The sequence below is a fragment of the Prosthecobacter gellanilyticus genome, assembly GCF_007992435.1.
Lineage (GTDB): Bacteria > Verrucomicrobiota > Verrucomicrobiia > Verrucomicrobiales > Verrucomicrobiaceae > Prosthecobacter > Prosthecobacter gellanilyticus.
Genome location: NZ_BKAG01000002.1, coordinates 25,435 through 38,266, shown reverse-complemented (window position 1 = coordinate 38,266; position 12,832 = coordinate 25,435). Strand labels below are relative to the sequence as shown.

General features: G+C 60.0%; 11 protein-coding genes. 8 read left to right on the top strand and 3 right to left on the bottom strand.

The genetic code is table 11. The features are described from left to right. Positions 1-702, bottom strand: a complete 702-nt coding sequence (locus BGE01nite_RS01605) for a pirin family protein (protein ID WP_146848516.1) — start codon at positions 700-702, stop codon at positions 1-3. 90 nt (positions 703-792) lie between these two features. Here BGE01nite_RS01605 and BGE01nite_RS01600 point away from each other — a divergent pair, with 90 nt between their 5' ends. From BGE01nite_RS01600 to BGE01nite_RS01575, 6 genes are all read left to right on the top strand, one after another. Then, the gene (locus tag BGE01nite_RS01600) at positions 793-1,698 is read left to right on the top strand and encodes a LysR family transcriptional regulator (protein ID WP_170266520.1); all 906 of its coding nucleotides are present in this window, start codon (positions 793-795) and stop codon (positions 1,696-1,698) included. An 86-nt stretch (positions 1,699-1,784) separates the two neighbouring features. Further along, on the top strand, positions 1,785-4,379 hold the full coding sequence (locus tag BGE01nite_RS01595; protein WP_146848514.1) for a DUF1800 family protein: 2,595 nt from the start codon (positions 1,785-1,787) through the stop codon (positions 4,377-4,379). Between the two features lie 47 nt (positions 4,380-4,426). After that, positions 4,427-5,857 carry a DUF1501 domain-containing protein gene (locus tag BGE01nite_RS01590; protein ID WP_170266519.1) on the top strand — a complete coding sequence of 477 codons (1,431 nt, stop codon included), beginning with the start codon at positions 4,427-4,429 and terminating at the stop codon, positions 5,855-5,857. An 80-nt stretch (positions 5,858-5,937) separates the two neighbouring features. Continuing rightward, positions 5,938-6,747 (top strand): SDR family NAD(P)-dependent oxidoreductase, encoded by an 810-nt coding sequence (locus BGE01nite_RS01585; RefSeq protein WP_146848512.1) that lies wholly within the window; start codon positions 5,938-5,940, stop codon positions 6,745-6,747. Positions 6,748-6,750: 3 nt separating this feature from the next. After that, entirely contained in the window at positions 6,751-8,355 is a 1,605-nt protein-coding gene (locus tag BGE01nite_RS01580; RefSeq protein WP_146848511.1) for a glycoside hydrolase family 75 protein, read from the top strand. Between the two features lie 59 nt (positions 8,356-8,414). Beyond that, complete coding sequence (locus tag BGE01nite_RS01575; RefSeq protein WP_146848510.1) at positions 8,415-9,110, top strand: RDD family protein; 696 nt, start codon at positions 8,415-8,417, stop codon at positions 9,108-9,110. 13 nt (positions 9,111-9,123) lie between these two features. On the opposite strand, the gene BGE01nite_RS01570 is transcribed toward BGE01nite_RS01575, so the two are convergent. Beyond that, positions 9,124-10,524 (bottom strand): APC family permease, encoded by a 1,401-nt coding sequence (locus tag BGE01nite_RS01570; RefSeq protein WP_146848509.1) that lies wholly within the window; start codon positions 10,522-10,524, stop codon positions 9,124-9,126. Positions 10,525-10,527: 3 nt separating this feature from the next. Further along, on the bottom strand, positions 10,528-11,493 hold the full coding sequence (locus BGE01nite_RS01565) for a type I phosphomannose isomerase catalytic subunit (RefSeq protein WP_146848508.1): 966 nt from the start codon (positions 11,491-11,493) through the stop codon (positions 10,528-10,530). A 300-nt stretch (positions 11,494-11,793) separates the two neighbouring features. On the opposite strand from BGE01nite_RS01565, the gene BGE01nite_RS01560 reads away from it, so the two are divergent. Both BGE01nite_RS01560 and BGE01nite_RS01555 read left to right on the top strand, forming a co-directional pair. Continuing rightward, a complete protein-coding gene (locus BGE01nite_RS01560; RefSeq protein WP_218032871.1) occupies positions 11,794-12,054 on the top strand; it encodes a hypothetical protein in 261 nt (86 codons plus the stop codon). A 26-nt stretch (positions 12,055-12,080) separates the two neighbouring features. Next, positions 12,081-12,716, top strand: coding sequence for a hypothetical protein (locus BGE01nite_RS01555; RefSeq protein ID WP_146848507.1), 636 nt, complete (start codon positions 12,081-12,083; stop codon positions 12,714-12,716). Positions 12,717-12,832: the final 116 nt, after the last annotated feature.

Genomic DNA, 12,832 nt, shown 5'->3' with positions numbered 1-12,832 from the left:
TTATCCGAGGTCGAAGAGCAGGGCTTCCACATCGGCGCTGGCCGTGAAGGTCAGCGTGCCGGCATCTTCCGTGCTTACAGCGTCACCGGGTTGAAGCTGGGTTCCGTTCACCGTGGCCGTGCCGGTGATGAGCTGGAACCAGGCTCCACGTCCGGCACTCAGGTCATGAGTGACAGATTCACCCGAGCCAAGACGCACGCGGTAGACATCAGCATCCTGATGGATGGTGGCGCTGTCCTCGCGGCCGTCCGGAGAAATGACCAGCACTTTGGCGGTGGTGTCATGCTCCTGCTTCGGATGCCACTCGGTGTAGCTGGGCTTCAGGCCTGGCTCACGTGGGCGGATCCAGATTTGCAGCAGGCTGGCGGGATCAGTCTTGGAGGGGTTGAACTCACTGTGAGTGACACCGCGGCCCGCGCTCATGAGCTGGATCTGGCCGGGCTCAAGCACGCGGCCATTGCCCATGCTGTCCTTATGGGCCAGGGCGCCGTAGAGGACATAGCTGAAGATCTCCATGTCACGGTGAGGGTGGGTAGGGAAACCTGCACCTCCGGCGATGACGTCCTGATTGATCACGCGCAGGCTGCGGAAGCCCATGTGCTCGGGATCGTAGTAGTCCGCGAAGGAGAAGGTGTGGTAGGAGTCGAGCCAGCCGTGGTTGGCGTGGCCGCGTTCTTGGGATCGGCGAAGGTTGAGTTTCATAACGAGACGATACTGCTCTGAAACGTCCGCTGCCGCCAATACGGTCTTGTTTGCCTCAGGATGCAGCCCGCGTATGCTCAGCAGCATCTCATGGAACTCCGACTGCTCCGCTCCTTCATCGCCGCTGCCGAAGATGGCAACATCAGCAAGGCTGCGGTGCGGCTTGGAATGACGCAGCCGGCCCTGAGCCGCCAGATCAAAACTCTGGAGGACGAGCTCGGCGTGCCGCTGCTGGAACGTGGCGCGCATTCCTTCTCGCTAACGGCTTCCGGAGACCTTTTGCTGCGTGAAGGCAAGGGCTTGCTGGAGCGTGCGGACATGCTGGAGCACCGCATCCGTGCTTCCGCGAAGGCCCAGACCATCCGCGTGGGATATTCCCCCTCCCTCACGGCAGGCATCCTGGCACCCGCGATGGAGGCCTTTAGCCAGCTGCATCCGAAAGCGCGCGTGGAGCTCTCTGATCTCAGCAGCCTGGAGATGGTGGAAGGTTTGCAAAAGGGTGCGCTGGATCTGGTGGTCACTGTGCCGCCCGTCAAAGAGGTGCCGGAGATCTCCTGGGTGACGCTGCAGCAGCAGGCCTGGCGTGTGGCGGTGCCGAGACAGCATGCGCTCACCGCCAAAGCCAGCCTGGGGCCGAAGGATCTGCATGAGCAACGGCTGGTGATCTACAACCAGCGCGAGTATCCCGACTACTGGGCGATGATCACGGGATGGTTCAAAAGCCAGGGCATCAATGCGCGAGTAGCAAGTGAATGTGATGGGGTGACCAGCCTGATTAGTGCCGTGGAAGCAGGACTCGGAGTGGCCCTCGTCGTGGAGCGAATCGCCTGCCTGATCCCCGAACGAATTGTGCTAAAGCCGCTGAAGCCGCAGCCTGCGCCCATCTGCATCTCGGCAGGCACCCTGGAGCGCCAGAGCCGGGACAAGGTCATCGCCGTTTTTATCGAGGAACTGAAACGCGCAGGAGAGATTGATTATCATCGAACCACGACGTAACTCGTTCACGCATAATCCGAGAGTGCTATTTCACTCCCCGTGTTTCAGAGCAGGGTTCCGGTCATCCCGACCACCCGCACCTGTTCATGAAAAGGTTTTTACCTGTACTCTTTCTCGCATCCCAGCCCCTGCTGGCGATCGACTCCAACACCAACCAGCAGAGCGACATCTGGGAAATCCACTACGGCGCCCTGAGCCTTCCCGCGCAGGGTGATGCTGATGGCGACAGCTACTCGAACTCGGTCGAAAGCGTGGCAGGCACGAATCCGCTGGATGCCAGCTCCTTTCCCAAAGTCGGCATGGGGGCCGGAGCTGCCGGAACGGTGGATGTGCAGTGGCTCAGCGAGCCGGGCAAGACCTACGGCATCTATGGCAGCCCGGACCTGAATCCCGCGAACTTCACCCTCATGGGAACGGTGATGGGAGACGGCACGGCGATGCTCGAATCCCTGGCCACCGGCGGCCAGGGCCGCTGGTTCTTCAAGCTGAATGCGCTGGATGTGGACAGTGACAATGACGGCCTAACCAACTGGGAGGAGATCCGCATCGGCTTCGACCCTTTCCTGAATCACAGCGACCGAAATGACACGGTGGACCTCACCCGCTACCAGAACTCGCTGAATGCCGCGAGCACCATCACGGTGGGCTTGGTCGATGGTGACATGCGTGAGGACTGGCCGGACAAAGGGGTGATTGCCATCCGCCGTTCCGGGGGCATCAGGCCGCTGACTATCAACCTGACCTTCACCGGTGGCGCCACACGCAACAGCGACTACACCACAAACAACACCGGCATGCAGATCGTCATACCTTTCGGTGCTCGTGAGGCGTGGGTGGAGCTGACACCGATCAATGATGCCGCGAACGAAGGGAATGAGAACATCGTGGTCACTGCCACGACCGGCACGGGCTATTCACTCGGCAGCGTGGTCAGTGCCACGGCCACGCTTGGAGATGCATCACCACTGCCGTCCGCCAAAGAAGCCGCGCGTTTCCTCATCCAGGCAGCGTTTGGTCCTGACCAGGACAGCAATGATGCGGACAACAATCCAGAGAATGTTGAAGAAGTTATGGGCATGGGCCTGGAGGCCTGGATCGATGACCAGTTCACGCGCCCGATCGGCTACATCCAGCCTTACACCGCGTGGGCTGTGACGAACGGCAACGCCATCGCCCTTTACGGCAACTACAAGGAGCACTCCTGGTGGCGCCGTGCGATGGGACACCCGCGACTGACGCCGACCTCGCCCTCGGACCAGCTCCCAGATCCGCTGCGCCAACGTGTGGCCTTTGCGCTCAGCCAGATCCTGGTGACCTCTGACCGTCCGGAGACTCTGGCCGTGGATTTCGTGGGCATGGCGAACTACTACGACATCTTTGAAGAGCATGCTTTTGGCAACTACCTGGACATCCTGAAAAAGGTGACCATGCATCCAGTGATGGGTGTGTATCTGAGCCACCTCGGCAACCAGAAGGCGAATCCCGCGCTGAAGATCCACCCGGATGAAAACTATGCGCGTGAGATCATGCAGCTCTTCACCATCGGCCTGTGGGAGCTGAACACGAACGGCACGCGCAAGACTTATCCCGTGGGACATGCCTATGCCGGACAGCCCATCCCGACCTACAGCAATGCCGACATCACCGAGCTGGCCCGCGTCTTCACCGGCCTGACCTGGGGTGACAGCGCCAACTTCAACCCAAACAACCTGCTGAACGGCAACCGGCTCATCCCGATGAAGATCTGGGATGCCTACCATGACTGTGATCCTAAAACCTTGTTAGGCGGGTTCACCACGCCTGCACGCACGCCCGGCGCCAACAACACGGGCACCGCAGGCACGGCTGACATCGATGCTGCGGTGACGAACCTCTTCAATCATCCGAACGTGGGGCCGTTCCTGGCCAGACTGCTGATTCAGCGCTTCGTCACCTCGAACCCAAGCAATGCTTACATCGGCCGTGTCGCTGAAGCCTTCAACGGCACGAACCCGGTGGGGCCGCGCGGTGACATGAAGGCCACGATCAAGGCCGTCCTCATGGATCCTGACGCGCGCAACCCGGTGCTGATGGAGTCCCCCACCTTCGGCAAACTGCGCGAGCCCTTCATGCGCGTGGTGAACTTTGCCCGTGCCTTCAATGCGGCATCCACCTCCGGCCACTATCCGCTGGATCAGTTTTATCTCGACCATCAGCAGGACCCGCAGAATGCGCCCAGCGTGTTTAACTTCTTCCTGCCGGGTCACAGCCCTCCAGGCCCTGTGACGCAGATGGGACTTGTGGCTCCTGAGTTCCAGATCATCAATGCCAGCTCCGCCATCACGGGCGCGAACTACTTCTTCAACGCGCTGGGGAACAATGGTCTTCACCGCTGGGGCAACGGCACCGCCGCCTACAACGTGCGTCTCAACATCGATCCAGAACTGAGCATGGTGGTGCCTGCGGCCAACATCGGCCAGGACACGCCCAATGTGAACCTGCTCATGGACAGTGATCCGCTGATCCGCCGTCTCGACATGGCCCTGCTCGGCGGCACGATGTCTCCGCGCATGTTTCAGGCGCTGCGAGAGTCGATCGACCGCATCAAGCCACCGAACACAAGCTGGGAATGGCACCGCGAGCGGCTGCGCCAGTTGATCACCCACATCGTCACTTCCGCCGAGTACAACGTGATGCGCTAAGCCCGCTGCGGTCCTTTCATTTTCCCCACCCACTTTTCCTTTTTGCCATGATCACGTTTTCTCAAAGCCGCCGCCATTTCCTGGGCAGGGCCAGCTGTGCCGCGGTGAGCTCCATTCCCGTGCTGAACACGGTGCTGAACCTCTCCCTGGCCGAGAAGATCTCCGCCGTCACGGCTCCCGCCAATGGTGAGTATCGTGCGCTGGTCTGCCTCTTCCTCTCCGGCGGCAATGACAGCTACAACATGCTCGTGCCGCGTGAGGCCACTGCCTATTCGCAGTATCAGACCAGCCGCTCCAATCTGGCTCTGGCGCCAGGATCGCTGATCGACATCCAGCCCACCGGCCTGCCCAACTTTGCGGTACACAATGCCATGCCGCAGGTGGCCACGCTCTTTCAGAACAGCAAGGCTGCCTTTGTGGCGAACGTGGGCACGCTCATCGAGCGTGTGCAGAACCGCACGCAGGTGAACACGCTGCAGAAGCAGCTTCCTCTCGGCCTCTACTCCCACTCTGACCAGGTGGAGCAGTGGCAGACCAGCCTTCCGCACCAGCGCTCCGGCATCGGCTGGGCGGGACGCGCGGCGGACATCCTGCAGGAGCTCAACAGCAACCAGAAGGTGCCGATGAACATCTCCCTGGATGGCGGCAATGTCTGGCAGACAGGCCATGACGTGGCGGAGTATGCCATCACCACGGATGGTGCGGTGGCGCTGGAAAACTATGAGTTTGCCTGGCAGTCGAGTGACGTGGCCGCGCAGGCTTTCAGCCAGGGTGTGGACAGCCAGCTGGCCCAGCAATACTCCAACGTGCTGATGCAGACCTTCAACGGCCGCAAACGTGCCGCTCTGGACGCCTACAATGCCTTTACCACAGCCACCGCCGCCTCACTGCCTGGGGCCATTTCATTCCCTGACACTTATGTGGGCAACCGACTGGAGATGATTGCCAAGGCCATCCAGGGCCACGGTCATCTCGCACTCGGAGCCAAACGCCAGACCTTCTTTGTGAACTTCGGTGGCTGGGATCACCACAGCGGTGTGCTGAGTTATCAGAACTCCATGCTGCCGCAGGTGAGCCAGGCCATCGGCGCCTTTTACAATCAGCTCGTGGCCATGGGCATGGAGAACAATGTCACGCTCTTCACCGCGTCTGACTTTGGCCGCACGCTGACCAGCAACGGCCAGGGCAGCGACCATGCCTGGGGTGGCAACCAGCTTGTGGTCGGCGGCAGTGTGCTCGGCAAAAAGATCTACGGCCAGTATCCCAGCCTGGCGCTGAATCCAGACATCGGCTCGGAAGTGAATCCTCTGGACCTTGGCAGTGGCCGTCTCATCCCCACGACAAGCTGTGACGAGTACTTCGCCGAGCTGGCACTCTGGCTCGGAGTCTCGCCCACAGACCTGCCGCTCGTGTTTCCGAACATCAGTCACTTCTACACACCTGGCAGCGCTTCAGGGCCCGTGGGCTTCATGGCCTGACGGAGGGTCCTAAGCAGGAGTTTGCCTGGAAAGCTGGTTGCCGCCCTCAACCAGCCTGTGTACTGCTACGGCCTACTCTTATGGCGAATGGATTCCCTCTCGAAAAATGCCGTGCGATCATCACCGGAGCCTCGTCGGGTCTCGGGGCTGAGTTTGCTCGGCAACTGGCCCCGCATGCCGAGTGGCTGGTCCTGGTGGCCAGACGTGCGGATGCCCTGGAAGAGGTGAAGAAGTCCCTCGCCGGACCAAAGACGCAGGTGCACTGCTGCGTGGCGGATCTGGCCACGGATGCGGGACGTGAGGCGGTGACTGCCTTTCTGGATGCCCATGGCCTGAAGCCCAATCTCCTGGTGAACAATGCAGGTCTCGGTGACTACGGCACCTTTGCCAGTTCGGCTGCGGACAAGACGCGCATGCAGCTGGAGCTGAACATGACGGCTCTGACCATGCTCACCCATGCGCTGATCCCGCGGCTGCAACGTCCCGGGGGCATCATCAACATCAGCTCGCTGGCGAGCACGATCCCGATGCCAGCGCTCGCGGTGTATGCGGCGACGAAATCGTATGTGACGAGCTTCTCGGAAGCTCTGGCTGTTGAGCTGGCGGGCGAAGGCATCACGGTGACCTGTGTCTGTCCCGGCCCGACTCCGACGAACTTTAGCAAGACGGCGAAACGTGCGGATGGCACGGACACGGACCGGGAAGGCCAGGGACTGCTGCGCATCCCCCCCTCCCAGGTGGTGTCTCTGGCACTGGATGGAGTGAGCACAGGAAGGGCATCTGTGTTCCCGGGCACGGGCGTTACTATCGCGGGCAGCCTTTTCCGCCTGATGCCCCGCTGGATCCTGCGCCGGGTCTTGCGCCGTCGATTCAACAAAGGCACTGTCTGAGCCATGCCAAATCCCCCCACTGAGAGATCCAGTACGAATGAACGCCAGGGACCTTCCCCCTGGGAGCCACGGCAGCGCGGGATGTTCAGCTCGCTCATCCGCGTGCTCATGCTGGTGATCATCGCGCTGCTGCTGGTGATCCCGTTCACACCCTTTGCCGGGAAGATCAAACGTGGCCTGAAGGAGATCGTCGCGGCGGGGGAAGCCACCACCCGGGTGGTCACGAAGGAGATCACCAAGGAAGTGCCGGTGGAGAAGCGCATCGAGGTGCCCAAGGAAGTGATCAAAGAGGTGATCAAGGAAGTCCTGGTGCAACCACCGCTGCCGGACAACTTCATCCCGCGCAAGGACGCGGACGTGGCCACCTTCTTCAATGGCATCACGATCAAATCGAAGCTGATCACCGAGCAGGGTACCTATGCCAGCCTGGAGAGGCTTTCCCCAGATGCCTACAAGGCTGAGTTCGAACTCAGCGTGCGCGTGCCGAAGGCGAATCAAACCCTGCCTGAGCTTTCCCGCATCAACCCTGCCCTGCCCGGCTTCCTGCCGGATCTAGGAGCGATGCTGGAGACGGCCAAGGTCTCCGGCTTTTACCACAAGCTGTATGAGAACAAGACGAACTCGATCCAGCGCGACATCACGCGCCTGAACAAGATCCTGGACCGTCATAACTTCTTCGACTGCGAGACCATTCTGGAGCTCTCGCACCCGACCTCGAAGCGCAAGGCGCTGCTGATCCAGTCCGAGATGGATGTGGTGGCAGATGGCTCTGATGGCGACCGCATGCCCACGCTGGATGAGTATATCTACCTCTCCGACTACTACCAGCCCTTCACCAGCTATGCCTGGGCCAAGAAAACGACCAACCCCAACCCGCTACTCTCCAAATGGGAAGACCGGCTCAAAAAAGCCCAGGAACAGTACAATGTGAAGGGGCTGCCTGCGGACAAGAACCGCGAGCTGAAGGCTCTGACTGATACTCTGAAGGTGGAGATCAGCGAGATGAAGGCACGCAGCAGTCTCATCGCGGAAAAAGACCCGTTCATCGTGCTTTCCCTGCTCTTCCGTGGTTACTCCAATGCGAACAAGTACACGCCGCAGATCGGTGACTATGCCGTGGTCATTCATGGCGACAAAATGTATCCCGCCATCTGCGGTGACTATGGTCCGACTCTGAAGATGGGTGAGGCCTCCCTCTTCATCGCCAAGGCCGTGAATGCGCAGGCCACGCCGTATCGCCGGCCGGAGAGTGATTTGAAGGTGACCTATCTCATCTTCCCCGGTACGGCGGAGAAGCCCAATACCGCACCAGACCTCGCCCACTGGCATGAGAAGTGCAGCGAGTATCTGAAGGAGATCGGCGGACCGGGGCCGGGTCGGGAACTGCATCGCTGGGAAGATCCCTTCAAGAAGCCTGAGCCTGTGCCAGCGGCTGGAACGACAACAGCTCCCGCTGGCACGCCTGCGGCAGGGACGCCTCCCGGAGGCACGACAACACCAGCTCCTGCGACAGCACCGGGTGCCACGACCCCACCTGCAACGACGACGACTCCCTCCGCGCCTGCTCCAGAAGCTCCGCCCGCCACTCCCAAGGCTGGCGGATCCTAGACATCTGATTGTCTGCGTCCTTTTGGTTCGGCCTATTTTTTCTCTCTCCCTCCCCGCCCATGAACTACCACGTCGCTCGTAACGGACAGCAGCTCGGTGTGCTCAGTGCCACCGACATCAGTTTGAAACTCTCCTCGGGCGAGCTCAGCCCGGAGGATCTGGCCTGGGCCCAGGGCATGGCAAGCTGGCAGCCGATCAACAGCATCAGCGGACTGGCGGCTGGCAGTTCGTTTGCGCCACCGCCACCGCCGATCGAGGTCAATCCGTATGCTGCGCCACAAGCGGCTATCTATCATCGCAGAAACACTGCCACGACCACTGCAACCGAACTGGCATCCCTCGGACAACGTCTTGGAGCTTACTTTCTCAACGTTTTGACCGTGTTTCCCGCCGGACTCCTTTTCGCCTTGGCCATGTCCAAAATGGACAAGGAGACTGAGGAGTTAACCAGCACAGGCATGCTGATGATGGGCATTGCCCTTGCTTACAGCCTTGCCTTGCTCATCTACAACTTGATACGTCTGAGCACCCACGGACAGAGCCTCGGCAAAAAATGGATGGGCATCCGCATCGCCAGCTTCGAAGACAATAGCAATGCAGGCTTTGTGAAGGCAGTCATCCTGCGGGCTATCGTGAATGGTCTCATTGGAGCTTTCGTGCCTTTCTACGGACTCGTGGATGTCTTTTTTGTCTTTCGTGAAGACCGTCGCTGCATCCATGATCTGCTGGCAGGCACCCACGTGGTGAAGGACTGATCGAGGTTGAGGGTCACTCGGTGCCATCTGCCCACGGCCAGCGGCGAGTGCCTCTGGCCCAGGCGAGATAGCTCAATACTCCGACACCGAGGCTGGCCAGCGCATACCAGCGCTTTTCCTCCGAGGTCCAGAAGACGGCCAGCCAGCCTGCGGTGGCGATAATGATGGGCAGCGGATACAGCCAGACGCGATATGGGCGCGGCATGTCTGGCTGATGCCGGCGCAGCAAGACCAGCGCGGCGATCTGGCCGATGAACTGGATGAGGATGCGCAGCACGACCAGGGTCTCGATGACCAGGCCGAGGCTCAGAAAGCTGCAGGCCGCGGAAAGCCCGGCCAGGAGGAGCAGCGAACGGTGCGGGAACTGGCCCTTCGGATGCAGCTTGCCAAACCAGCCGAAGAAGGTGCCGTCACGCGCGGCCGCATACGGGATGCGAGAATAGCCTAACAACAAGGCAAACAAGCAGGCCACGGCAGTCCACAGCAGCATGATGGTGAAGCCGATGGCCACGGGTCTGCCCCAGGCGCGCTCCAGGCAGATGGAGGCCACGTATTTGGCGAACTCAGGCTCAGGCTGGCCAGGCATGGGAGTGAACTCGCGCCAGGGGACGATGCCGATGATGGAGAGATTGATCCCCACATACAGTACCGCCACGACGAGCAGGCTGGTGATGACACTGCGCGGGATCGTGCGGCCGGGATCGCGCACTTCATCGCCCACGTAGCAGATGTCATAGTAGCCGAGGTAGTCGTAGATACCTATCCGTGCTCCGGTGAAGAGGCCCATCATGAAGCCCCAGCTCCAGTCGAAAGCATTGGGCGGGAAATCAAAGGCACGCGAGGCATCGAACTTCAGAGCGCCGGTGACGATCACGGCGCCCACTGTAGCGATCACGCCGATCCAGACGGCCACCGTGAGCTTGGCGATATGGCCAATCCGGCGATAGAGCAGCAGCGTGACGATGCCTACCACGGCAAGCACCACCGCAGCGCCTTTCCAGGTTCGCAGATTGTTCTCGGCGATGCCGGGAATAAGGTAGTCCAGGTACTGCGCGAAGCCGATGATGCCCGAGCCGATCTCCATGGGGCCGCTGATGATGAGCTGCCAGATGAAGAGGAAGGACATCAAGCGCCCCCACTTCTCCGCGCCGAATCCCGTGCGTAACCAACGATAGGTGCCGCCGCTCGCCGGCATGGCCGCGCCGAGCTCGCTCCACACCAGCGCGTCAGGCAGGGTGATGAGCAGCGCTGCCAGCCAGCCGAGCATGGACTGCGGTCCGCCCAGCGTGGCCATGAGCGCAGGCAACGTGATGAAGGGACCCACGCCGATCATGTTCGACATGTTCAGCGCCGTGGCCGACCAAGGACCGAGGCGACGTTCGAGGTGACCTTCCGGGAGAATGGGTTGTGACATGAATCAGGGAGCGGGAATGCGAATCTCCAACCAACGCGCATTTCCCTCCCCAGCATTCTTGATTCCACGTTTCACTCCATTCAAACAGGCTGGCACTAAGGCGAAGTCACCGGCGACCAGCGTCTTGCCAGCCACTGTGATCGTGCCTTCGATCATCGCCACCACAAGGTGCTCTCCTTCTATGCCAAGCGCTGTGGTGTCATGGATACTGGCTTCACGAATCTCAAAGAACTCACAGGTCACGAGCCTGCCCTGCGCGTCCGCTTTTTGAAAAGCAGGCGGTGACTCTGCGAAATCAATGCTGAGCAAAGACTCCTGCACGTGCATCTGGCGCGGTTTGCCGTCCAGGCCCACGCGGTTCCAGTCAAAGACGCGGTAAGTGGTGTCACTGTTCTGCTGCACCTCGTAGATCACCAAACCTGCGCCGATGGCGTGGATGAGTCCGCTTGGGATGAAAAGACAGTCCCCTGCCCTCGGCTCCAGCATCTGCACAGCATCTGCCACGGTGCCGCTGCGAATACTTTCTTCAAAAGCCTCCCGCGTCATGCCCTCACGCAAACCCGCGTAGATCTTCGCCCCGGGTTCTGCATGCAGGACATACCACATCTCGGTCTTCGGCTCGCCGCGAAGCTCAGGAGCCACTGCTGCCGGTGGGTGCACCTGGATGGAGAGATCATCACAGGCATCCAGGATCTTCATGAGCAGCGGATATCGCTGCGCAGGATGCCCAGCCAACGTTGCACCAAACACGGTCTCGCGATGCTGAAGCCAAAGCTCGTTTAACGTCATCGAACCACCGTCAGGCAGGGTGAAGGCACTCTGCTCGTGCTCGCGATCACTGACCTCCCAGGACTCTCCATACGGCGTGTCCGTCTCCGGCAGCGTCCGACCTAACAAGGTCTCCAGCCGCCGCCCTCCCCACACCCGAGTTTGGTAGAGCGGTGCGAAGGTCAGGAGGGAGTCGAACATCACCACCACTCAACACCACAGACCCGCATCAGCAAGGAAGGGATGCTTGTAAAGGGCGTTTACCACCTGCCGGGCTTTGTTCATCACGTGAAGTGACTAGATGACAAAATTCTCAGCCTCACTCACTATTTGATCATGGAAAAACACGGTCCTTACTATCGAAGCGGTGTTCCTGGTGGGCCTGGATGTCGGGTGGCGGCTATTCCGATTTCTGGGAGAGCGTCCGGATCAGATCAGGTCACTGAAGGCAGTCTGCTTGATGGCGGGCCGGAGGCTTCTGAAATCGAACTTCTCCGCACGGTGGCTCATTGTCTCGGGATTGCCTGGGGACATGACGAGATGGGCTGGTGGGCGATGGTGCCGAACGAGATGCGTTGCAATCTCACCTCATCGGCTGAGTCTACCTCCGGCCTGCCCTTCGCCCTCTATCGCGAAGACGACAATGGCGCGCGGTTTCTCATCGACCGTTTTGCCACGCGAGAGGAGGCTGAGGCGAAGGCCACTGAGCTCGGTATTGGCGGACATAAGCAGTACTATTTTGTGGACTTCGAGGGCGCATAAAGACCTCATACAATGCTCAAAGAGCTATGTCACAATCGCTTTCATCGATCCGACGGCGTGCCGCGAACAATACTCTAGAGGTCGAACACATTCTTGGCGCGGCTGCGCTACGTATTGAAGGTTTGCCTGAACTGCTCGATGAACTTGCTCGTTCCGAATATTGGAGTGACGCTAACCACTTGCCAGACGGCACGCATGTGGTCCCGTTAGCACGATGGGCCAGAGTGGCATCCGAATATTGCCGCAACGGCATGACGGGTCTCAGGTCCGTCCTAGGGTTGCCCGGACACGAGCGCTTTGTTCTCTCACTTCTGGAGGAACTCCATACGAGCGAAGCAGTCGAAGCAATGCTCGATTTCTTCTCTGACTGCATTGACTCACCCGCAGGAGATCCACAGCTCGCGAACGAGATCGCGAGTCGTTTGAACCATATCCTTTGCTTCAAGCCTGATGTCCAAATAGTCGATTCCACGCAGAAGCGACTCCGCATCTTTGCCAGTGCTTCAGTTACAATCTTTGACGATGATGCCAAAAGAGCGATGGCGGTTTGCCTCCTCCGAGCGGTGGGGGACCAATCGTCACTTGAGCTGCTGGCCACTATTCCCCCGTTCAAATATCCATGGGAGTCTGTAATCCCAGCCACCAAAAAAGGCGATTCGTAAGCGTCTAAAATCCTTCAACGAATGAAGAAGTCGCGGCTATACTCCCTATTTGTTTAGAGGATCAAGCATCCCTGCAACGCGACAGCCTCACTTCCAACGACGATGAACTGCACGCC

Coding starts and splice junctions, on each gene's coding strand:
- BGE01nite_RS01600 (WP_170266520.1), top strand. CDS start 793: ATGGAACTCCGACTGCTCCGCTCCTTCATCGCCGCTGCCGAAGATGGC.
- BGE01nite_RS01590 (WP_170266519.1), top strand. CDS start 4,427: ATGATCACGTTTTCTCAAAGCCGCCGCCATTTCCTGGGCAGGGCCAGC.
- BGE01nite_RS01555 (WP_146848507.1), top strand. CDS start 12,081: ATGTCACAATCGCTTTCATCGATCCGACGGCGTGCCGCGAACAATACT.
- BGE01nite_RS01570 (WP_146848509.1), bottom strand. CDS start 10,524: ATGTCACAACCCATTCTCCCGGAAGGTCACCTCGAACGTCGCCTCGGT.
- BGE01nite_RS01585 (WP_146848512.1), top strand. CDS start 5,938: ATGGCGAATGGATTCCCTCTCGAAAAATGCCGTGCGATCATCACCGGA.
- BGE01nite_RS01595 (WP_146848514.1), top strand. CDS start 1,785: ATGAAAAGGTTTTTACCTGTACTCTTTCTCGCATCCCAGCCCCTGCTG.
- BGE01nite_RS01575 (WP_146848510.1), top strand. CDS start 8,415: ATGAACTACCACGTCGCTCGTAACGGACAGCAGCTCGGTGTGCTCAGT.
- BGE01nite_RS01580 (WP_146848511.1), top strand. CDS start 6,751: ATGCCAAATCCCCCCACTGAGAGATCCAGTACGAATGAACGCCAGGGA.
- BGE01nite_RS01605 (WP_146848516.1), bottom strand. CDS start 702: ATGAAACTCAACCTTCGCCGATCCCAAGAACGCGGCCACGCCAACCAC.
- BGE01nite_RS01565 (WP_146848508.1), bottom strand. CDS start 11,493: ATGTTCGACTCCCTCCTGACCTTCGCACCGCTCTACCAAACTCGGGTG.